The organism is Nocardia sp. NPDC051052 (genome assembly GCF_044456045.1).
Classification (GTDB): domain Bacteria; phylum Actinomycetota; class Actinomycetes; order Mycobacteriales; family Mycobacteriaceae; genus Nocardia.
Map to the genome: position 1 here is coordinate 938,248 of NZ_JBITFL010000001.1, position 19,731 is coordinate 957,978.

General features: G+C 65.8%; 22 protein-coding genes. 16 read left to right on the forward strand and 6 right to left on the reverse strand.

Annotated elements, in window-relative coordinates; genetic code table 11:
• Window positions 1-89: 89 nt before the first annotated feature.
• Complete coding sequence (locus ACIBCN_RS04190; RefSeq protein ID WP_396989987.1) at window positions 90-1,091, forward strand: helix-turn-helix domain-containing protein; 1,002 nt, start codon at window positions 90-92, stop codon at window positions 1,089-1,091.
• Between the two features lie 467 nt (window positions 1,092-1,558).
• On the opposite strand, the gene ACIBCN_RS04195 is transcribed toward ACIBCN_RS04190, so the two are convergent.
• The 3 genes from ACIBCN_RS04195 to ACIBCN_RS04205 form a co-directional block, all read right to left on the reverse strand.
• Window positions 1,559-1,915: a hypothetical protein gene (locus ACIBCN_RS04195; RefSeq protein ID WP_396989988.1), complete on the reverse strand. Its 357-nt coding sequence runs from the start codon at window positions 1,913-1,915 to the stop codon at window positions 1,559-1,561.
• A 376-nt stretch (window positions 1,916-2,291) separates the two neighbouring features.
• A complete protein-coding gene (locus ACIBCN_RS04200; RefSeq protein WP_396989989.1) occupies window positions 2,292-2,753 on the reverse strand; it encodes a GNAT family N-acetyltransferase in 462 nt (153 codons plus the stop codon).
• A 53-nt stretch (window positions 2,754-2,806) separates the two neighbouring features.
• A complete protein-coding gene (locus ACIBCN_RS04205) occupies window positions 2,807-3,460 on the reverse strand; it encodes an O-methyltransferase (RefSeq protein WP_396989990.1) in 654 nt (217 codons plus the stop codon).
• A 77-nt stretch (window positions 3,461-3,537) separates the two neighbouring features.
• Between ACIBCN_RS04205 and ACIBCN_RS04210 the strand changes: the two genes are divergently transcribed.
• The 6 genes from ACIBCN_RS04210 (at window position 3,538) to ACIBCN_RS04235 (ending at window position 8,051) form a co-directional block, all read left to right on the forward strand.
• Window positions 3,538-4,125: a TetR/AcrR family transcriptional regulator gene (locus ACIBCN_RS04210; protein WP_396989991.1), complete on the forward strand. Its 588-nt coding sequence runs from the start codon at window positions 3,538-3,540 to the stop codon at window positions 4,123-4,125.
• Window positions 4,126-4,370: 245 nt separating this feature from the next.
• On the forward strand, window positions 4,371-5,210 hold the full coding sequence (locus ACIBCN_RS04215) for an SGNH/GDSL hydrolase family protein (protein ID WP_396989992.1): 840 nt from the start codon (window positions 4,371-4,373) through the stop codon (window positions 5,208-5,210).
• A gap of 54 nt (window positions 5,211-5,264) precedes the next feature.
• Window positions 5,265-6,065, forward strand: coding sequence for a hypothetical protein (locus ACIBCN_RS04220; RefSeq protein ID WP_396989993.1), 801 nt, complete (start codon window positions 5,265-5,267; stop codon window positions 6,063-6,065).
• Between the two features lie 29 nt (window positions 6,066-6,094).
• Window positions 6,095-6,403 carry a hypothetical protein gene (locus ACIBCN_RS04225; protein ID WP_396989994.1) on the forward strand — a complete coding sequence of 103 codons (309 nt, stop codon included), beginning with the start codon at window positions 6,095-6,097 and terminating at the stop codon, window positions 6,401-6,403.
• A gap of 222 nt (window positions 6,404-6,625) precedes the next feature.
• Entirely contained in the window at window positions 6,626-7,120 is a 495-nt protein-coding gene (locus ACIBCN_RS04230) for a beta-class carbonic anhydrase (RefSeq protein ID WP_396989995.1), read from the forward strand.
• A gap of 499 nt (window positions 7,121-7,619) precedes the next feature.
• Window positions 7,620-8,051 carry a 2-keto-3-deoxygluconate kinase gene (locus ACIBCN_RS04235; protein WP_396989996.1) on the forward strand — a complete coding sequence of 144 codons (432 nt, stop codon included), beginning with the start codon at window positions 7,620-7,622 and terminating at the stop codon, window positions 8,049-8,051.
• Window positions 8,052-8,106: 55 nt separating this feature from the next.
• On the opposite strand, the gene trxA is transcribed toward ACIBCN_RS04235, so the two are convergent.
• The gene (gene trxA / locus ACIBCN_RS04240; protein ID WP_357391371.1) at window positions 8,107-8,481 is read right to left on the reverse strand and encodes a thioredoxin; all 375 of its coding nucleotides are present in this window, start codon (window positions 8,479-8,481) and stop codon (window positions 8,107-8,109) included.
• 329 nt (window positions 8,482-8,810) lie between these two features.
• On the opposite strand from trxA, the gene ACIBCN_RS04245 reads away from it, so the two are divergent.
• The 4 genes from ACIBCN_RS04245 to ACIBCN_RS04260 all read left to right on the forward strand — a co-directional run bounded on the left by ACIBCN_RS04245 (window position 8,811) and on the right by ACIBCN_RS04260 (window position 12,672).
• Complete coding sequence (locus ACIBCN_RS04245) at window positions 8,811-9,884, forward strand: isocitrate/isopropylmalate dehydrogenase family protein (RefSeq protein ID WP_396989997.1); 1,074 nt, start codon at window positions 8,811-8,813, stop codon at window positions 9,882-9,884.
• A 182-nt stretch (window positions 9,885-10,066) separates the two neighbouring features.
• Window positions 10,067-10,927, forward strand: a complete 861-nt coding sequence (locus ACIBCN_RS04250) for an ABC transporter substrate-binding protein (protein ID WP_396990190.1) — start codon at window positions 10,067-10,069, stop codon at window positions 10,925-10,927.
• A gap of 3 nt (window positions 10,928-10,930) precedes the next feature.
• Window positions 10,931-11,890 (forward strand): amino acid ABC transporter permease, encoded by a 960-nt coding sequence (locus tag ACIBCN_RS04255; protein ID WP_396989998.1) that lies wholly within the window; start codon window positions 10,931-10,933, stop codon window positions 11,888-11,890.
• 29 nt (window positions 11,891-11,919) lie between these two features.
• Complete coding sequence (locus tag ACIBCN_RS04260; RefSeq protein WP_396990191.1) at window positions 11,920-12,672, forward strand: amino acid ABC transporter ATP-binding protein; 753 nt, start codon at window positions 11,920-11,922, stop codon at window positions 12,670-12,672.
• A 121-nt stretch (window positions 12,673-12,793) separates the two neighbouring features.
• On the opposite strand, the gene ACIBCN_RS04265 is transcribed toward ACIBCN_RS04260, so the two are convergent.
• A complete protein-coding gene (locus tag ACIBCN_RS04265; protein WP_396989999.1) occupies window positions 12,794-13,714 on the reverse strand; it encodes a LysR family transcriptional regulator in 921 nt (306 codons plus the stop codon).
• A 71-nt stretch (window positions 13,715-13,785) separates the two neighbouring features.
• Here ACIBCN_RS04265 and ACIBCN_RS04270 point away from each other — a divergent pair, with 71 nt between their 5' ends.
• The 4 genes from ACIBCN_RS04270 (at window position 13,786) to ACIBCN_RS04285 (ending at window position 17,000) form a co-directional block, all read left to right on the forward strand.
• On the forward strand, window positions 13,786-15,141 hold the full coding sequence (locus tag ACIBCN_RS04270) for an FAD-binding oxidoreductase (RefSeq protein WP_396990000.1): 1,356 nt from the start codon (window positions 13,786-13,788) through the stop codon (window positions 15,139-15,141).
• Window positions 15,142-15,255: 114 nt separating this feature from the next.
• Entirely contained in the window at window positions 15,256-16,140 is an 885-nt protein-coding gene (locus ACIBCN_RS04275) for an SPFH domain-containing protein (RefSeq protein ID WP_396990001.1), read from the forward strand.
• A 5-nt stretch (window positions 16,141-16,145) separates the two neighbouring features.
• Complete coding sequence (locus tag ACIBCN_RS04280; protein WP_150407577.1) at window positions 16,146-16,298, forward strand: toxin-antitoxin system HicB family antitoxin; 153 nt, start codon at window positions 16,146-16,148, stop codon at window positions 16,296-16,298.
• 102 nt (window positions 16,299-16,400) lie between these two features.
• On the forward strand, window positions 16,401-17,000 hold the full coding sequence (locus ACIBCN_RS04285; protein ID WP_396990002.1) for a hypothetical protein: 600 nt from the start codon (window positions 16,401-16,403) through the stop codon (window positions 16,998-17,000).
• Between the two features lie 7 nt (window positions 17,001-17,007).
• On the opposite strand, the gene ACIBCN_RS04290 is transcribed toward ACIBCN_RS04285, so the two are convergent.
• On the reverse strand, window positions 17,008-17,856 hold the full coding sequence (locus ACIBCN_RS04290) for a class I SAM-dependent methyltransferase (protein ID WP_396990003.1): 849 nt from the start codon (window positions 17,854-17,856) through the stop codon (window positions 17,008-17,010).
• A 245-nt stretch (window positions 17,857-18,101) separates the two neighbouring features.
• On the opposite strand from ACIBCN_RS04290, the gene rpsA reads away from it, so the two are divergent.
• Window positions 18,102-19,580 carry a 30S ribosomal protein S1 gene (gene rpsA / locus ACIBCN_RS04295; RefSeq protein WP_396990004.1) on the forward strand — a complete coding sequence of 493 codons (1,479 nt, stop codon included), beginning with the start codon at window positions 18,102-18,104 and terminating at the stop codon, window positions 19,578-19,580.
• Window positions 19,581-19,731 lie beyond the last annotated feature (151 nt).

Here is a 19,731-nt window from a genome sequence, read left to right on the forward strand (position 1 = left end):
TTACAGACTAGAAGGTACGGTGTGGTCCAGGCGTGGACGGCAGTGCCATATCGATGGAAGATCCGTGCCATGGAGGAAGTGGGAAGAGCATGACGGTCCCGAACGCGCCCGGATCCAGCGCGACGTTCGCCGCAGAGGCCACCGCGCCCGGCACCGCGGCAGCGCGTTTCGGCCGTTTCTGGCGCGGGTGGGAAGCACAGCTGGGTAAGAAGCAGCCGACCCCGCACTTCACACCGGGCAGCACCGATGACTTCCAGATGAGCGCCCGTGCCGTCACGGCGCACGACGCGGTGATCGCCGATGTCCGCAGCGAGTTCCTCATCAGCACCTACACCAGCCCACCTCGCCAAGGCGACGAACAGGTGCTGATGCACGTGGTCCGCCGCAACGCCTGGCGATTCGCCCGACCGCGCGAGGGTGAGCACACCGTCCCCGCAGGGCATTTCATGCTCCAACGCATGGGTCCACCCACCTTCGAGCACGCGCGGCGCACCGCGGCGACGGTCCTGATCGTGCCCACAGCACCCCTGGCCCGGCTGATCCGGGACCGGCTGATCACCGGACCGGCATCCTCGGCCGAGATGCGGCTGCTGCTGGGGCAGATGCAGTTGGTCCAGCAGAGCGCCCAAGACCTCACCCCGGGCGGTGCGCTGGCCGCTCGCAACGCCCTGCTCGCGCTGGTCGAGGGGGTGCTGCGGCAACAAGCGGACGGCACCGAGCCCGGTCTCGGCCCCGCCCTGGCTCAGGCGGCGAAAGACCTCGCGGACAGCCGGCTCGCCGATCCGGACCTCGCGCCCTCGATGCTGGCCCGCGAACTCGGCGTCTCCGTGCGCACGCTGTACCGGGCATTCACAGCGGTCGAGGACAGCGTCGCCGGTTACATCCGCCGCCGCAGGCTCGAACAGGCCAGCCTCGAACTCCTCAGCCCAGTGGGTCGACCGAGCGTCTCGGAACTGGCCGCCCACTGGCAGTTCGCCGACAGCAGCCATTTCATCCGCGCCTTCAAGAGCCGGTACGGCCGCACCCCCGCCGAGTTCGCCCGGACAGATACCGGCGATGAACCAGACGCAAACCCGTCCCGCAGAGCGTGATCCGTTCCTCGCCAAGCGGTTCGAACACGCCGAATCGCGGGCGGCGGCCTCAGCGAACCGTGCGCCCCGTGCCGAAACGGAACGTCGCACCCGCCACCAGTCGCAGTGGTACGGCGGCATCGACGTGCATCACATCTTCTTCGAAGGCATACACCAGAATGACGACGGAGTCCGGCGGATCTCCTGGGGATCACAAGTCCTGCTGAGGTTTCTACTCCAGACCGCCCGCTCGTATCGCACGATCGGAACGCCGCTAAATGGATACATCGAAGCTGGCCTACTTGTGCGGGCCATGGAAGATGTCGGCATTATGGACGCGGTCACCGACGGCTGTGCCCGCATACAGAGCCCCGCCCGCAAGGCGAGGATCTTCGACAGGTCATCAGCGAGCTCCTGGACTTCGGGTGCCGTCCGCGCATCTGCCGACCAGCCGATGCCATCACGGCATGTACTGGGTGCGACGTCGTTCACGGTCGTAGTCGGTCCGATTGGCAGTCGTAGCAGACCAGACCGTGCACCTGGGCAAGCCCCGCCGCAAACTCCGACACTTCGGCCTCTCTGCCCCACTGAATCAACACGGTCAGAGACGAGCCATCTGCATCACCGGTTCCACCGGCAGACCAGGGGCTGCCTTCCTCGCCGCAGTCGGGCCAGCGCCGGAGCAGGGACTGTACGAAGTCGGCGACCGCTGGGCTGGGCGGAGCGGGTGGTTCCCCTGCGACGACTCGACGCTCCATATCCTCGCTGATCCTGTCCAGCACCCGGCGAAGTCCGGCATCGCTGCTCGGCTTCTCGCCTTCCCAGATTTTGAGGTCATAGCTCATGGGCCGTGATCTTGCCTCGAGCGACCGACAGTCCGCAGCGCGAGCGCACTCTCATAGCCGCGACCCGCGCGTTCCGAGTGGATGGTTGCTTGGCGGCCGAACTGGTTGGCTGGCAGCACTTCCGAGAACTTGAAGGCTGCCATAAGAAGGGGGTAGATGGGTGGAGTCATCTTGGTCAGCTGGGCGACGGCGTGGGTCCAGCTGTCGGCCAGCCGCTCACGCGCGTCGGGTTCGTGAACCGTCCGAGCTGTTGGTCGGGCGATCACGAGGAATCGGTGCAGGTATCGGTCGAGAGGGCTGAGTCACCAGTTCCCCGTGATCACTTGTCCAGCAGTACATTCCGGATGCTATTAGCTGCGATCGAAGGCCCGGGGGTTCAAGGGTTTTGGTTCGCGTCGCGCCGGTAGGTGTAGTGGATCAGCCCCTTCTGGAACTTGCCTATCTTGTCGTACAGGGCGCGAGCTGGGGCGTCTTCGAGGGTGTTCCAGTAGAGGCCCGGGTAGTCGTGTTCTTTGGCGTCCTGGGCCACCCACTCGATTACTGCCGTCGCGACACCGCGCCGCCGGACTTCCGCATCGACGAATACGTCGGCCAGATAACACTTCCTGGAGTACCAGACACTGGCGTGGAACACGTAGTGCGCGATGGCGACCATCTTGCCGTCCAACCGGGCCGCGATCCCGCGTAGCTGCTCGTCATCGAGCAGGCGCCGCCATGTCCGTTCATAGTCGTCGTCGCTGCGTTCGACCTCGAAGTATGCGTCTTTACCGCGAGCCAACGCTTCCCAGCAGGCACGATCGGATCCGGTCAGCAGGCTGATGTCCACCACGGAATCCATACTGCCCGACGGTCAGGCAGTGCTCAGCGGCCTCGGCCGACGGAGACTCCCGGTCAGGCGGTGCGGCAGCTGATTTCCATACCGTCCTCCACGGGGTAGTCGACTGAGGCATAGCCGTTGGCCGGGTCGCGGACGTAGTTCAGGTAGTCGCCCATCGTGGGGAAGGTGGTGTCGTCGGCGACTACGAGGGCGCCGGGTGCGAGCCGGTCTTCCAGGAGGCGAAGGACGGGGAGGCACAGGTCTTTCCAGCCGTCGAGGAGCACGAGGCCGATCGGGCCGGGGACTTCGGCCAGGGTGGCCAGTGCGTCGCCGGGCAGGATCGTCACCGCGTCGGCCACCCCCACCTCGGCCAGATTCGCCTGTGCGGCGGCGACTTTCGCCACGCTGAGCTCGGTGCTCAGCACGTGGCCTACGCCGTTGTCGGCGACCGCTGCGGCGAGGTAGATGGTCGAGATCCCGAACGAGGTGCCGAACTCGACGATCGTCGCCGGGCGGGCGGCCCGGACCAGCGTGTAGAGCAGCGTGCCGCCGCGCGCGGAGATCGGCATGAGGACGTCTCCGAGTACATCCGCGCGCTCCTGCGCAGAGGTGTCGGCGAAGGAACGGCCTGCGGGCCACCGGGGTGGGGTTTCGTCGTCGGCGGCGGCCTCGGCGAACAAACGGTCGAGGACGGTCAGCACTGATTCGCTCTGCAAGGTGTTGGTCATACCGCTAGAGTAGACGCAACGTTGCGTTGTGACTAGATCGAATATGCTCGCTCCAGCACCCGAAGAGGAGATCTCGAATGGCAGGCGAGACCGGCCGCGCCCACCACGGAAACCGGCATCGGCGCAGCGAGGAAGCCCGCCGAGCGGTGCTCGAAGCGACGGACGACCTGCTGGTCGAGCGCGGGTTCGCCGGGCTCACGATCGAAGGGATCGCGGCCAGGGCCGGCGTCGCCAAGCAGACCATCTATCGCTGGTGGCCGTCCAAGACCGAGATCCTGCTCGACACCTTCACCGACGACGCCGCCCAGCACCTGACGCCGCCCGACAGCGGCGACCTCGGCGAAGACCTGCGCCGGCACCTGCGGAACCTCGCCGAATTCCTGACGACCTCGGACGCCGGAGCCGTCTTCCGCGCCCTCGCCGGACAGGCGCAGCACGACCCGGAGGTCGCGGCCAAGCTACGCACGGACCATCTCGGCAAGCAGCGCGATCGCGATCGCCTGCCCATACAGCGCGCTCTCGACCGCGGCGCGCTGCCGCCGGACACCGACGTCGACTTCCTGGTGGACCAGTTGGTCGGTCCGATCTACTACCGCGTGCTGGTGACCGGCGAGCCCGTCCCGAAGGAGTTCACCGACCGGCTCGTTGCTCGAATACTGCGCTAGCCGTCGACGGCGATCGCTTTCAGCGTCGAACTTGAGGAGCGTGCTGTCCTCGGGGGCGTCGACCTCGCGAATTCCCCAGTTGCGCATTGCCGCACGTCAAACATTGGGGAACAACGGATTTCGTTGTGCAGTCGAATAGTTCGTATGGTGATTTTGCCTCCCGTTTTTTACTCGCCACAACACCTAGCCGTTTCTGGTAAACGACAGTGTTTCTATGCTTCCGCGCCGCCTCCCCTGGAGCAAAAATGATTCGCGCCCGTGCATTGCAAGCGACCTTCGCCGCCCTGGTGACCACCCTGCTGCCCGCCGCAGCCGCCGTTGCCGCGCCCGCGCCGGCACCCATCGACTATGTCGCACTTGGCGACTCGTATTCCTCGGGTGTCGGCACCGGCAACTACCGGCCCGACAGCGGCAACTGCCTTCGCAGCGACGCCGCCTACCCCGCACTATGGGCGAAATCCCATACCGCCGGGTCCTTTGCCTTCACAGCCTGCGGCGGCGCCACTACCCAGGATGTGCGCGACAAACAACTCGGACCGCTGAACGACCGGACCGGCCTCGTCACCATCACCGCCGGCGGGAACGACGCAGGCTTCGGCGCCATCCTCAGCTCGTGCGTATTCCCGGCCAGTGACGCCAGCTGCGACGCGGCGGTAAACGCGGGCATCGATTACGCCAGCCGCACATTGCCCGGCCGCCTCGACGGGCTCTACCGGGAAATCAGAGCCAAGGCGCCCAAGGCCAAAGTTGTTGTCCTGGGTTATCCCCGGCTCTTCGAGCGCGACGTGTGCCCGCTGAGCTTCAGCCTGCACAAACGCGATTCCCTCAATCACGGTGCCGACGAACTCAATCGGGTCACCGCCGGCCGCGCCCAGTCCGCCGGATTCGCCTTCGCCAACCCGACCTCCCGCTTCGCCGGACACGGAATCTGCGCCCGAGATCCGTGGATCAACCAACTGGACATCGCCCATCCGGTCGAGTCCTATCACCCCGACGTGGACGGTCACGCCCGTGCCTACCTGCCCACGCTGAACTCGGCCACCGGGCAGCAAAGCCTTGACCCGGTAGCGTCGGGCGGGTCGTAACCGCCTGCCCGCGTTCGGCTCTGCGGCCGAGAGCGGGCATGTCAGAATTCGCGGGTGCGCAATCCCGTGCTCGAAGTCGCTGTGGGTAGTGACATCGGCAGACGCTATTCGGCGAATTTCGATGTCACCTACCTCCGTGCGGAACCGCTGCTGGCAGTGGTGGCCGACGGTATGGGGGATGGCGCGGGCAGTGCGGTGGCAGCCGCCGACGCCCGGGTAGCCCAGATCGGCCGGGAATTGCGGAGTTTGGCAGGCTGCACGCTGACTGCCATAGTGGCGACGCCGCACTGCCATTGGCTCGTGCAGATCGGGGACTCTCGGTTGTACCGATTGCGTGGCGAGCTGCTCGAATTGTTGACGACCGACCACACCATGGACGACAACGCCGCGCTGACCGTAGCCGCACACCTATCCCGAATGAATGTGGCAGTGACGAATGAAAACCGTCGTGTTACGGTCCATTCGTCGCGAAGGATCTGCGGATTTCCGCAGTTGTCGCGAATCACCGGGAGGGTTTATATGAAAATCAAAGTTAGACGTCTGGCTATGGCCGCCACGGTAATTGCTGCCTCAGCCATAACATTAGGATTTCCCACCGCGGCGGCATCCGCGGATCCCGGACGCTGCGGAGTCGGAGTCACCTCTAGTCGAGACGAAGACGGCGGTAAGGGGAGCTTCATCTATCTCGTCCGTAATGACTGCTCGGTATCGCTCAATTTCCGTGTCTATCAGTACACGATCGAGCGCGACGCGCAGGCCCCGCACGGCCAGACGTGCCAGTGGATCAATCCCCATGACACCGCGACCTTCTGGGATCCGGTCGGTGACAGTACCTGGCAAGCACTGGCCTGCTGAAATCGCCAATCGTTCGCAAAGGAAAACAAATGAAGAGTATCAAGAATGCGGCCGGCCTGGCGGCAGTGGCAATCGCCCTCGCCGGAACCGGTGTGGTGGCGTCGCCGGGCATCGCCCAGGCAGATCCCGGACGCTGTGCGGTTTCGGTACAGGGCCCGTCGGACTCCGGGTTCACGTGGGCGTACTTCGTCCGAAACGTTTGCTCCGACGTAGTCAACGTCAAAGCGCATCTGTATACCTGGAACATGGACACGGATTGCAAGTGGGTGGGTCCGAACGAAACTGTCGCCTTGTTCTCGAAATATATTGATCAAGAGTGGCAGGCTGTGCCCTGCTGAGCGGTGAGGTCTGGCCTCGGGGGCTGCCTAGCACCTCGAGGCCGGACTTACGTAGACACGGTAATGCGCGCAATGTGAGGTGAGCATGTGTCGCTCCCGCCGCGCCAGTAAACGAATCACGGTGAGCAGGACCGGCCCCAGCGTGCCAGAGCGAGCCTATGGTGAGCCACGCCACACATAAGCGCATACGTATCCACGCATGCCGACCGCAGGGGACCTCCCATGACTGTGACCGATGAGTACCTGCAGAACAACGCTGCCTACGCGAGCACCTTCACCGGACCGCTGCCGTTGCCGCCCGCCAAGCACGTCGCGGTGGTCGCGTGCATGGACGCCAGGCTGAATGTCTATGGCGCGCTTGGTATCAACGAGGGGGAGTCGCACGTCATCCGCAACGCGGGCGGCGTGATCACCGCCGACGAGATCCGGTCGCTCGCGATCAGCCAGCGCCTGCTCGGCACCCGCGAGATCATCCTGATCCACCACACCGATTGCGGCATGCTCACTTTCACCGACGACGACTTCAAGTCGTCCATCCAGCAGGACGTCGGCATCAAGCCGGAGTGGGCGGCGGAGGCGTTCGCCGACCTGGAAACCGATGTGCGTCAATCCATTGCGCGCATCGTCGCCAGTCCGTTCGTGCCGCACAAGGATTCGATCCGCGGGTTCATCTTCGACGTGGCCACTGGCAAGCTGAACGAGGTCCTCGCGGACTGAGGTAAGAACGACACCGACTGATACGTCACGAGATCCGGGTCCGCGGGCCCGGATCTCGTCGCGTCGAGGCACCCGACACACCGGCCCGACACGCCCTCCCATATGTCGCGAAGATGACGTGCGGCTGAACATGTGCCGCGCGGCACCCCCATGATCGGCCGCAACGCCGCCGAGCGCCTCTGAGCTGCGCGAACGCTACCGGCCAGTAGACAAATCGGGCATCAAATATGGTTGCTATTGCGCCGAGATGTCCCTATCCTCAAGCGCGTGCCGAATCCCGCCGACCGCCACAGCGCAGCGCTCAACGTCGCAGACCGCGACAGCGCTGGGCTAATTCCGCTTACCGCGATGGTGGCGCAGCGGCGACTTCTCCTCGTAGTAACCCGCCGTAGCGGGGTCTGATTCGGACCGGCCCCCTCGCTGCGGGCTGAACGACTTGTTAGTGCTGGTCCCCTCTGTCAACTGAGCCACGACATTCCTCGGGAAGACCTACTTTCAAATGACAATCCTCACTCTCGATACCCACACGTTCCATGCCGCCGCGCCCAAGGGTCTGCGCCACGAAAGCGCCGACCTCACCCCGGCGCAATTCCACGACCGCTACTGCGAACACGCCGGGCCGATCAAGCTCGGCGAATGGTCGCCCGCAAGTAGCCGCAGCGCCGATTTCGCGGTCACGCTGGAGTTCACCGACCATCTGCGCACGGTCGTCGCCTCCGGCAGCCTCGTCGCGGCGATGACCTCGGCCCTCTACGAGGAGGGCTATCACGTCGAGATCCTGCAGTTCCACCAGCGCCGCACCGGCGACGGCACCGCTACCTTCGTGCAGTGCGAGTGCAACGGCAGGCGCGGCTGGGGCGCGGCGATGGCCGACGACAGCGCCGAATCGACGGTTCGCGCGATGATTGCCGGAGTCAACAAGCTCGGCTGACCAACAACTAAAGGGCCGTTCCGCTGAGCGGAACGGCCCTTTGGTTCGGCGTATTTTACTGCTCGGCGCCGGCCTGCTGCTCGGCGAGCTGCTTGCGCACCTCGTCCATGTCCAGCTCCTTCACCTGGGTGACCAGGTCCTCCAGCGCGGCGGGCGGCAATGCGCCGGGCTGCGCGAACACCAGCACGCCCTCGCGGAAGGCCATGATGGTCGGGATGGAGCGGATGTTGGCGGCGGCCGCGAGCCCCTGCTCGGATTCGGTGTCGACCTTGGCGTGCACCACATCGGCGTGCTTCTCCGAGGAGGCCTCGAAAGTCGGCGCGAAGCTCTTGCACGGGCCGCACCACTCAGCCCAGAAATCGACGAGTACCACGTCGTTTCCGGTGACTACCTCATCAAAATTCTGCTGGGTCAGCGTCTGGGTGGCCATGACGTCCTCTCGTATTCGGTGTGCCAGCTACAACGCCGACAGTTGTCTATATCTTCCACGGACAAATCGGCGGCGCACGGATGACGCGTACCCGCGGCAGTCGACCGGCTCGGTGTTCCTCGCTGTCGTTGAGTTGTCCTCAGTAGGGTTCTTCCCCCGCAGGGGCCCCCTGACACCCGATGATTTCGACCCACCGCACGATCTCCAGAAAATAGCGGTTGCCGGTGGGTCGGTTCGTCGACAGGGGATGCGCGGCGCAAGGATGATGCCGTGACACAGCGTGGCGAACGACCTATAAATACTGCGACGAGCGCCGACGGGGCACTGTCGTGAGGACGCTGCGGCTCGGGCTGATCGATGGCGACGGCATCGGACCGGAAGTGGTGCGTGCCGCGCGACAGGTCGTCGACGAGGCGGTGTCGGCGGCGGGTGCGGCGCCGATCGAATGGGTGCCGCTGCTCATGGGTCACCGCGCCATCGAAGAACACGGCGATCCGCTGCCGGAAAAGACCCTGACCGCGCTGGACAGCGTCGACGCCTGGATTCTCGGCCCGCACGACAACGCCTCCTACCCGGCCGAACATCGCACCGCGGTCGCGCCGGGCGGCGCCATTCGCAAGCGGTTCGGCCTCTACGCCAACATCCGCCCGGCCCGCGCGTTCGCCGGTGTCCGGGCGACGGCACCGGACATCGACCTGGTGATCGTCCGGGAGAACAGCGAAGGCTTCTACGCCGACCGCAATATGTTCGCCGGGTCCGGGGAGTTCCGGCCGACCGAGGACGTCGCCATGATGGTCGGCGTGGTAACCAGGCAGGCCTGCGAGCGGATCGCGCACGAGGCATTCCGGCTCGCCGCGGCTCGCCGCAAGCGGCTGACCATCGTGCACAAGGCCAATGTGCTGCCGATGACCATGGGCCTGTTTCGCGACGTCTGCTATGAAATTGCCCACGCCTATCCCGGCGTCGAGGTCACCGACGAACACGTCGACGCGACGGCCGCCCACCTCGTGCGCGCCGCCGCCGACTACGACGTCCTGGTGACCGAAAACCTGTTCGGCGACATCCTCTCCGACCTCGCCGGTGAGCTGAGCGGCTCGCTCGGGCTGGCCGCCTCGCTCAACTGCTCGACCACCCACGCCATGGCGCAGGCGGTGCACGGCGCGGCGCCCACCATCGCCGGGCGCAACCGCGCGAACCCGGCGTCGCTGCAACTGTCCTCGGCAATGCTGTTGCGTTGGTTGGGGACTCGCGATAGCGAAAGCACACTGCTGCACGCCGCTGAGCGGGTCGAACGAGCGGTTGCGGCCACGTTCGAAGCGGGCATCGCCACCGCGGACCTGGGCGGACTGGCGTCGACCAGCGAGTTCACCGAACAAGTTTGTGCTAGGGTCCACCGCCGGTAGTCAGAGTGTGGTAGCCCGGAGTGTTCAGCAAGGAACGGATGAATCTTCCGTTACTGTCCAGCACGAAGCGTCTCGGTCGCTTAGATTGCCAACGGGTGGTGACACCCGGGTTTCTTGAATCCGAAATGTGGAGGGCTGCTGTGTCTGTTCGATCGGTTCTTGGCAGGCGCGCCCTGCAAGCGATGTGTGTGCTCGGTTGTGGCGCACTGGTGCTGACGGGCTGTAGTAATTCCGAAGACTCCGGACCGGCCGTGGCGAAGGTGAAGGTCGACAAGGTCGACTCCATCGCGGCGCAGCTCCCCGACAAGATCAAGCAGTCCGGCAAGTTGGTTGTCGGCGTGAACCTGCCCTACCAGCCCAACGAGTACAAAGACCCGAGCGGCAAGATCGTCGGCTATGACGTCGATTTGATGGATGCCGTCGCGGCCACCCTTGGTGTGAAGGCCGAGTACCTCGAGTCCGCCTTCGAGAAGATCATCCCGACGATCCAGGCGGGCACCTACGACGTGGGCATGTCCTCGATCACCGACACCAAGGAGCGCGAAGCGCAGGTCGACTTCGCGACCTACTTCAACGTGCGCACCCAGTGGGCGCAGCAAAAGGGCAAGCCGATCGACCCGGACAACGCCTGCGGTAAGCGAGTGGCGGTGCAGGCCACCACCATTCAGGACACCGACGAGCTTCCGGACAAGAACAAGAAGTGCCTCGCCGAGGGCAAGCCCGCCATCGACATCAAGTCCTTCGAGGAGCAGAGCGCCGCGACCAACGCGCTGATGCTCGGCCAGGTCGACGGCATGGCCGCCGACCTGCCGGTGACGGTGTACGCGATCCAGAAGAGCGACGGCAAGATCGAGAAGGCCGGCGCCGCGTACGGTGCCGCGCTCTACGGTTGGGCCACGCCGAAGGGCTCGCCGCTGGCCGGCGTGCTGCAGACGGCCGTGCAGAGCCTCATCGACAACGGCAAGTACCTGGAGATCGCCAAGAACTGGGGCGTCGAGGAAGGCGCACTCACCAAGTCGGTCGTCAACGGCGCCGCGGGCTGATCGATGACCTCGAACGAAACCATGCCGGCGCCCGGTGACCCCGGGCCCGGCGCGGCAGACCTATCCCAGGAGCCGGAACCGATCAAAGCGGTTCCGCTGCGCAGGCCCGGCCGGTGGATCGCCGCCGCGGTCATCCTGGTACTCGTCGGACTCTTCATCTACGGCGCCGCGACGAACGACGCCTACCAGTGGGGGACCTACCGGAAGTACCTGTTCGACAACAGGATTGTCTCCGGTGCGGTGGTCACCCTCGAACTGACCGTGCTCGCGATGGCGATCGCGGTCTCGCTGGGCACCGTGCTCGCGGTGATGCGGCTGTCACCGAACCCGGTGCTGCGCGCCGCGGCCTGGGTGTATCTCTGGATCTTCCGCGGCACACCGGTTTTCGTGCAGTTGGTGTTCTGGGGCCTGTTCCCGTCGCTGTACAAACACATCGTGCTCGGCGTGCCGTGGGGCCCGCATCTGATCGACCTCGACGTGCAGAGCATGCAGGCGGCGTTCACCTTCGCGGTGATCGGCCTCGGCCTCAACGAGGCCGCCTACATGGCCGAAATCGTGCGCGCCGGAATCAATTCCGTCGGCGAGGGGCAGCGCGAGGCGTCGACCGCGCTCGGTATGTCCTGGAGCATGACCATGCGCAGGACGGTGCTGCCACAGGCCATGCGGGTGATCATCCCGCCGACCGGCAACGAGCTCATCGGCATGCTGAAGACCACCTCGCTGGTCACCGCGCTCCCGCTGAGCACCGACCTCTACGGCCGCGCCCGCGAAATCTACGGCGTGAACTTCCAGCCGATCCCGCTGCTGTTGGTCACCGCGACTTGGTATCTCGCGATCACCAGCGTGCTGATGGTCGGGCAGTTCTACCTGGAGCGCTACTACTCGCGCGGCCTGTCCCGGCAGTTGACCGGCAAGCAGCTGCAAGACCTCGCCGATGCCCAGACGATTGTGAAGGCGAAATGACCACGGACAGCGTCAAAGACGCTCAACCCATGATCGTCGCCGATCGGGTCTGCAAGAACTTCGGCGCGCTGCAGGTGCTCAAGGGCGTTTCGCTGGAGATCGGCCACGGCGAAGTGCTGTGTGTGATCGGGCCTTCCGGCTCCGGCAAGTCCACCTTCCTGCGCTGCATCAACCATCTCGAAGAGGTGAACGCGGGTCGGCTCTACGTGGACGGCGAGCTCGTCGGCTACCAGGAGAAGAACGGCAAACTCTACGAGCTGCATCCGCGCGAGGCGGCCAGGCAGCGCCGCGAAATCGGCATGGTGTTCCAGCATTTCAATCTGTTCCCGCATCGCACGGTGCTGGAGAACGTGATCGAGGCGCCGACCCAGGTCAAGAAGGTCCCCAAGGCCGAAGCGGTGGCCAAGGCACAGGAGCTGCTCGACCGAGTCGGCTTGGCGGAGAAGGCGAACGCCTATCCGGCGCAGCTGTCCGGCGGGCAGCAGCAGCGGGTGGCCATCGCCCGTGCGCTGGCCATGGACCCGAAGCTGATGCTGTTCGACGAGCCCACCTCGGCGCTCGACCCCGAACTGGTCGGCGAGGTACTCCAGGTCATGCGCGAGCTGGCCCAGTCCGGCATGACCATGGTCGTGGTCACCCACGAAATGGGTTTCGCCCGTGAGGTAGCCGACAAACTGGTCTTCATGGACGGCGGCGTCATCGTCGAAGCAGGCGCCCCCCGCGAGCTGCTGGCCAACCCCAAACACGAACGCACCCAAGCGTTCCTCTCCCGGCTCCTCTAGACCGCCCCTTCCGGGGTCCTATACGTCTCACAGAGCGTCCGTACGGTCCACAGGGTGTTCAAACCCTTGTGAAACGTACGGGCGCTCTGTGCGTCTCCGGTGCGCTGTTGCGCGAGCGCGTTCAGGGGGCAGTGCTTCGCGGTGGCTTCGCCTTGCCGCCCAGTGCGATACGTAGTTGGCCCAGTAGCACTTTGGCGGCGGGGCTGGCGGGGCGGTCGGTGCGCCACACCAGGGCGAGTCGGCCGCGTAGTTCGGGTTCGGTGATGCGGACTGTGCGGACGCCGAAGGCTGCGGCTTCCTCGGGGGTCAAGCCCGGGACGACGGCGATGCCCAATCCGTGGGCGGCGAGTTGGAGCAAGAGTGGGGGAGCGGCGGCCTCGAAGGCGACGTTCGGCTCGAATCCGGCTGCTGCGCAGGAGCGTTCGAAGACGCCGCGCAGGCCGGTGCCGCGCGGTAGGCAGATCAAGGGGTAATCGCGTAGGTCGTTGAGGGGGATATCGTCGCCGTGCGTGCGGTCGTCGGCGGCTACCGCGGCGACGACGGCGGTCTCCAGCACCACGTCCACCCCGATGCCGGAATCCATTGCCGCGCCCGTCATTCCGATCAACGCGACGTCCAGTTCGCCGCGGCCGAGCGCGGCGAGCATGCGTTCCGAGGTGTCCTCGGTGAGGCTGATGCCGACCTCGGGATGGTCGTCGTGGAAGTCCGCCAGGACGGTGGCGACATTGAGCTCCTCGGTCGCGGCGCCGGAGATCAGGCCGACGCGCACGTGGCCGCGCAGCAGGCCGGCGAACTCGTCCACCGTCTCGGTGATGCGTTCGGTCGCGGCGAGCGCGGTGCGGGCGTGTTCGAGCACCGCCGTCCCGATTTCGGTCGGCGTCACCGTGCGGCCACGGTCGAGCAACTGCTGGCCGAGCTCGCGTTCCAGCTGCCGGATCTGCGCGCTCAGCCCTGGCTGGGCCAGGTGCAGGCGGGCCGCGGCGCGGGTGAAATTCGCTTCCTCCACCACGGTGACGAAGTAGCGGAGCTGACGAAGTTCCATAACTGATAATTCTAGCTTCTATATGATCTATCTGTTGTACTTCTCGCTCCGCGACGAGCATCGTCGATCACATGGGAAACAACGCAGAGCACACCGCAGACACCTTCACCGGCCCGGTCTTCCGTCCGGGCGAGGCCGGATACGACGAGGAGCTCGCCGGCTTCCAGACCGCCTACACGCACCGGCCCGCGCTCGTCGTCGGCGCGGTGCACGCCGAGGATGTCCGCGCCGCGGTGGAATACGCCGCGCGGCAAGGTCTTCCCGTCGCGGTGCAGGCGACCGGCCACGGGCTGTCGGTCGCGGCCGACGGGGGAGTGCTGATCAGCACCCGCCGGATGACCACCCTCGAGATCGACCCCGCCGCCAACGCCGCGCGCGTCGGCGCCGGGGTGCGCGCCGGGGCCCTGGTCGAGGCCGCCGCCGCGCATGGCCTCGCACCGCTGAACGGTTCCTCCCCGTCGGTCGGCGTGGTCGGCTACCTCCTTGGTGGTGGAATCGGTCTGCTGGCACGGGAATTCGGTTACGCCGCCGACCACGTACGGGCCATCGAGCTGGTCACCGCCGACGGCCGCGTGCGCAGGTTGGTCCCCGGCGACGAACTGTTCGGCGCGGTCCTGGGCAGCGGCGGCAACTTCGGCGTGGTCACCGCGCTCGAACTGAACCTGCTGCCCGTCACCGAGGTCTACGGCGGCCAGCTCATGTTCGACACCCCGCTGGTCGAGCAGGCCCTCGAGGTCTGGAAGCAGTGGACCGCAACGGTTCCCGACGAGCTGACCTCCACGGTGGCCATGCTGACCTTCCCCGACATCCCGCAGGTTCCCGCCCCGCTGCGCGGTCGCTACGTTGCCTCGTTCCGCATCGCCTTCACCGGTTCCGCCGAGGAGGGCGAGCGGCTGGTCGCGCCGCTGCGCGCGGTGGGCGAGCGCCTGAAGGACGACCTGCGCACGATGCCCTACACCGAATCGCACACCATCCACAGCGACCCCGATCACCCCCACGCCTACGCCGCGACCAACGCGCTGCTCAGCGAACTGAGCGGAGAAACGTTGGCCGCCTTGCTATCCGCGGCAGGGCCGGACTCCGGTGCCGACGCGGTCATCGACATCCGCCACCTCGGCGGCGCGCTGCGCGGCCCGAGCAAGACCGGCACCGTCGTCGATCACCGCGACGCCGCCTACATCGTCCGGGTCATCACCGACCCCGACGACGAGACCGCGGCCAAGGACAAGATCCGCACCGCACTCGCCCCGTGGACCATCGGTCACAGCCTCAACTTCCTCTACGGTGCGGGCGCCGACGCCGACGAAGCTCAGACCCGGGCCGGTTACGCCATCGGCACCTATCAGCACCTCGCGGATCTGAAGGCAAAGTACGACCCGCACAACATGTTCCGCTTCAACCGCAATATCCGCCCCACCGCGAACTGATCCGCCGCCGTGCCCCGGGAACCTCTGCTCCAGAGATTCCCGGGGTTTTCGGTAGTGCCGCCACGCCCGGCGTCTGCTATCTTCGTGATATCACTTTGATACCTGGAGGATGTCATGAAGCTTCGGCCCGCATTACACGTCAACGGCTTTTTGGTGCTGGTGGCGTGGCTAGTGCTCACCCTTGTGTTCGGTGGTGCCGCCGCGCTCGGCTACGTCGCGATGGCGCAGCATCACAACGTGCCCGCGCTGGTCGGCGCGATCGTCGCGAGCTTCCTGGTGCTGGTGCTGCTGCTGTCCGCGACCGGGCTCATCGTGGTGAATCCGAACGAGGCGCAGGTCGTCCAGTTCTTCGGCCGCTATGTCGGTTCGGTGAGCGAACCGGGCTTCTTCTCCGTGCTGCCGCTGACCGACCGCAAGCGAATCTCGTTGCGCGTGCGTAACTTCGAGACGCAGAAGCTGAAGGTCAACGACGCCGACGGCAACCCGGTCGAGATCGCCGCCGTAGTGGTCTACCGCGTCGTCGACAGCTTCAAGGCCGCCTTCGCCGTCGACGACTACGAGGAGTACGTGCAGACTCAGTCCGAGGCGGCGGTCCGCCACCTCGCCACCACGCACCCTTATGATTCGCACGACGACAGCCGCACCAGCCTGCGTGACGGCGCCGAGGTGGCCGAGGAACTCACCGTCGAACTGCGCGACCGTACCCTGCTCGCCGGCATCGAGGTGCTCGAAGCCCGCATCACCCACCTCGCCTACGCCCCGGAGATCGCCCAGGCCATGCTGGTCCGCCAGCAGGCCGCCCAGGTGGTCGCCGCGCGCACTCAGATCGTCGAGGGCGCGGTCGGCATGGTCGGCCTCGCGCTCGACAAGCTCACCGAGCAGGGCGTGGTGGAACTGGACGAGGAGCGCCGCGCCACCATGGTGTCGAACCTCTTGGTGGTGCTCTGCGGTGATCGAGCCATCCAGCCCGTCGTGAACACCGGCTCCCTCTACAACTGAGCGTCATGGCCGAGCGCAAGAAGCTGCTGCTACGGCTCGACCCGGCCATCCATGAGGCCATCGCCAAGTGGGCGGCCGACGACCTGCGCAGCATCAACGCCCAAATCGAATACGCCCTGCGCCTCGCCCTCGAACAGGCGGGCCGCAAACCGAAATAGGCCGCGACAAGATCATGGGGAACTGGTGTCGGAGCGCTCTCGGGCGATGCCGACACCAGTTCCCCATGATCGTGCGCACCGCCGGGCGGTTAGCGTGGCGGCGTGCCAATTTCGTTTGATGTGGGTGGGCTTCAGCCGATCGATAGCAACTCGTGGGGGGATCCGAGTACCGGTGACATCGTCACGATGACCTACTTCGACCTGGTTCCGGACCTACCCGCGCCGCTGGACGACGTGGACGTGCTGCGTCGTGGGCTGGCGGAGAGGTCTGCCGAATCAGGTTGTCTGATAGAGGCGTTCATCGTCTGGGTCGACCGAGAGCCCGCACTGCTGCGCATGGAGAAGTTTCCGCTACCGAACCAGCCGAGCGGCCTGGTTTTCGCCGCGTCGATCATCGTGCCGAAAGATCGGTGCAGTGCGGTATTCCAGATCCTCTGCCCGGAGACCGGCACCACCGGTGTCCGCGAAGCGGTCCTGATGTCGCAGATCGGCTACGAGAATATGTTCCCGCCGCACCCGTACGCGCCGGGTCTCAGCGGCAGGCTGCCCTACAACGCCGCCGACGAAATGCGCTGGGACGACCAGTTTCCCGACCATCCGCTGACTCGCGCCCGCCGCTGGGTAGCCCGCACCGTCCCAACCGCCCGACTGGCTCCAGGCTTCGCGGCCCTGCCTCCGTTCGCCGGCCCATTGCGAACCTGACAAGGACCTAGGTCGGTTTCTGGGTGATGAAGATGGCGGTGCCGGGGAAGATCTCGCCGCGCAAGGGGCTCCACTGGCCCCATTCGCGGTCGAGCCACTCCGGCCAGTCCGGTTCGACGATGTCCACCAGCAGCAGCCCGGCCCCGACGATCTCTCGGACTCGGTCGCCGACCGTGCGATGGTGTTCGACGTAGGTCGGCTCGCCTCCGCTGTCGACCTCTACATAGGGCGTCCGATCGAAGTAGGGGATAGCCGCGGTGAGCCCCGCCGGGCCGGGGTCGTCGGGGAAGATCCAGCGCATCGGATGGTTCACCGAGAACACCCAGCGCCCGCCGGGCCGCAGCACCCGAGCCACCTCGCGCATCACCTGGGCGGAATCGGCGACGAACGGAATCGCGCCGAAAGCCGAGCAAGCAAGGTCGAAGGATGCATCGGCGAAGGGCAGCGTCTCCGCGCCCGCCTGGATCAGCGGCACCTGCGGCCCGCCACGTTCCATCGCGGCCCGCCCGCGCGCCAGCATCCCCATCGACAGATCGAGCCCGACCGGATGCGCACCCTGTCCGGCGAGCCAGCGCGCGCAAGGCGCCGAGCCGCAGCCGATCTCCAAGATCCGTTTTCCGGCCACCTCGCCGAGGAATCGCATATCGCCCTCGTGCAGCCCCTCCGGGCACCAGACGAATTCGCCATCTGGGGAATCGACACCCAGGAAATCGGCGTGCGTCTGGTGGTATTGGCCCGCGTCGGCGTCCCACCACCGGCGGCTGGCCTGTTGACTAGCGGCGGAGCCGATTCGGGTGCGCGCGGTGCCCGCGGTTCCGAGCAGTGTGTTTGCCTCTGCATGACGATCTTCCGACACGCCGTCAGCGTATCCCGGCGTGGCGGCCGGACCGGTTTGCCCGCCCGGACCAAGGTCGCGTACGCTGAACGCGCGAGTGCCTTAGGTACAGCCGTACCGGAGTCAACCACCCGTGCTGAGTTTCACGTGCGTTACGTGCGGTACGTTCCTAGTGTCCGTCTTCACACCACCGCGGTGAATTCGCCAGCGTACCGAAAGTTCCAATGTCCGCAACCGACCACAATCCGTCCGGAGCAAACCGACATATGCCCACCACCGTCACCTCGCCGCAGGTAGCCGTCAACGACATCGGCTCCGCCGAGGATTTCCTCGCCGCCATCGACGCCACGATCAAGTACTTCAATGACGGCGACATCGTCGAAGGAACCATCGTCAAGGTCGACCGCGACGAGGTTCTGCTCGACATCGGTTACAAGACCGAAGGCGTCATCCCTTCCCGCGAACTCTCCATCAAGCACGATGTCGACCCGAATGAGGTCGTTTCCGTGGGTGATGAGGTCGAGGCTCTTGTTCTCACCAAGGAGGACAAGGAAGGCCGCCTGATCCTGTCGAAGAAGCGGGCTCAGTACGAGCGCGCGTGGGGCACGATCGAGGAGCTCAAGGAGAAGGACGAGGCCGTCAAGGGCACCGTCATCGAGGTCGTCAAGGGCGGCCTGATCCTCGACATCGGCCTCCGCGGCTTCCTGCCTGCCTCGCTCGTCGAGATGCGTCGTGTCCGCGACCTCCAGCCGTACGTCGGCAAGGAGATCGAGGCCAAGATCATCGAGCTGGACAAGAACCGCAACAACGTGGTTCTGTCCCGCCGCGCATGGCTCGAGCAGACCCAGTCCGAGGTCCGCAGCGAGTTCCTGCACCAGCTGCAGAAGGGCCAGGTCCGCAAGGGTGTGGTCTCCTCGATCGTCAACTTCGGTGCCTTCGTGGACCTGGGTGGCGTCGACGGCCTGGTGCACGTCTCCGAGCTGTCCTGGAAGCACATCGACCACCCGTCCGAGGTTGTCGAGGTCGGCACCGAGGTCACCGTCGAGGTGCTCGACGTCGACCTGGATCGCGAGCGGGTTTCGCTGTCGCTCAAGGCGACTCAGGAAGACCCGTGGCGTCAGTTCGCCCGGACCCACGCGATCGGCCAGATCGTGCCGGGCAAGGTCACCAAGCTGGTTCCGTTCGGTGCGTTCGTGCGCGTCGAAGAGGGCATCGAGGGCCTCGTGCACATCTCCGAGCTGGCCGAGCGCCACGTGGAGGTGCCGGACCAGGTTGTCGCCGTCGGCGACGACGCGATGGTCAAGGTCATCGACATCGACCTCGAGCGTCGCCGGATCTCGCTGTCGCTGAAGCAGGCGAACGAGGACTACCACGCCGAGTTCGACCCGTCGAAGTACGGCATGGCCGACAGCTACGACGACCAGGGCAACTACATCTTCCCCGAGGGCTTCGACCCCGACACCAACGAGTGGCTCGAGGGCTCCGACAAGGTGCGCGAAGAGTGGGAAGGCCGGTACGCCGAGGCCGAGCGTCGCCACAAGATGCACACCGCTCAGATGGAGAAGATGGCGGCCGACGCCGCGGCCGAGGCCGCGAACGGTGGCGGCTCGTCGAACTACTCCTCCGAGAGTGGCTCGCAGGCAGCGTCCTCCTCGACCTCCAGCTCGTCCGAGTCGGCCGGCGGTTCGCTGGCCAGCGACGCGCAGCTGGCGGCTCTGCGGGAGAAGCTCTCCGGCAACGCCTGATAGGTACGTGTGACGAAGGCCCCGGTCCACTGGACCGGGGCCTTCGCCCATTCGGTGGCGAGTTGGCCGATTCCGGAGTTGGCTCCCGGTATTCTGAACGGTGATGTCCGATGCCGCTATTGAGCTTCCGTCGACTTCCTGGGAGCGCAGG

Coding starts and splice junctions, on each gene's coding strand:
- ACIBCN_RS04270 (WP_396990000.1), top strand. CDS start 13,786: ATGGGAAACAACGCAGAGCACACCGCAGACACCTTCACCGGCCCGGTC.
- ACIBCN_RS04260 (WP_396990191.1), top strand. CDS start 11,920: ATGATCGTCGCCGATCGGGTCTGCAAGAACTTCGGCGCGCTGCAGGTG.
- rpsA (WP_396990004.1), top strand. CDS start 18,102: ATGCCCACCACCGTCACCTCGCCGCAGGTAGCCGTCAACGACATCGGC.
- ACIBCN_RS04250 (WP_396990190.1), top strand. CDS start 10,067: ATGTGTGTGCTCGGTTGTGGCGCACTGGTGCTGACGGGCTGTAGTAAT.
- ACIBCN_RS04195 (WP_396989988.1), bottom strand. CDS start 1,915: ATGAGCTATGACCTCAAAATCTGGGAAGGCGAGAAGCCGAGCAGCGAT.
- ACIBCN_RS04225 (WP_396989994.1), top strand. CDS start 6,095: ATGAAGAGTATCAAGAATGCGGCCGGCCTGGCGGCAGTGGCAATCGCC.
- ACIBCN_RS04255 (WP_396989998.1), top strand. CDS start 10,931: ATGACCTCGAACGAAACCATGCCGGCGCCCGGTGACCCCGGGCCCGGC.
- ACIBCN_RS04265 (WP_396989999.1), bottom strand. CDS start 13,714: ATGGAACTTCGTCAGCTCCGCTACTTCGTCACCGTGGTGGAGGAAGCG.
- ACIBCN_RS04280 (WP_150407577.1), top strand. CDS start 16,146: ATGGCCGAGCGCAAGAAGCTGCTGCTACGGCTCGACCCGGCCATCCAT.
- ACIBCN_RS04205 (WP_396989990.1), bottom strand. CDS start 3,460: ATGACCAACACCTTGCAGAGCGAATCAGTGCTGACCGTCCTCGACCGT.
- ACIBCN_RS04275 (WP_396990001.1), top strand. CDS start 15,256: ATGAAGCTTCGGCCCGCATTACACGTCAACGGCTTTTTGGTGCTGGTG.
- ACIBCN_RS04215 (WP_396989992.1), top strand. CDS start 4,371: ATGATTCGCGCCCGTGCATTGCAAGCGACCTTCGCCGCCCTGGTGACC.
- ACIBCN_RS04190 (WP_396989987.1), top strand. CDS start 90: ATGACGGTCCCGAACGCGCCCGGATCCAGCGCGACGTTCGCCGCAGAG.
- ACIBCN_RS04210 (WP_396989991.1), top strand. CDS start 3,538: ATGGCAGGCGAGACCGGCCGCGCCCACCACGGAAACCGGCATCGGCGC.
- ACIBCN_RS04235 (WP_396989996.1), top strand. CDS start 7,620: ATGACAATCCTCACTCTCGATACCCACACGTTCCATGCCGCCGCGCCC.
- ACIBCN_RS04230 (WP_396989995.1), top strand. CDS start 6,626: ATGACTGTGACCGATGAGTACCTGCAGAACAACGCTGCCTACGCGAGC.
- ACIBCN_RS04200 (WP_396989989.1), bottom strand. CDS start 2,753: ATGGATTCCGTGGTGGACATCAGCCTGCTGACCGGATCCGATCGTGCC.
- trxA (WP_357391371.1), bottom strand. CDS start 8,481: ATGGCCACCCAGACGCTGACCCAGCAGAATTTTGATGAGGTAGTCACC.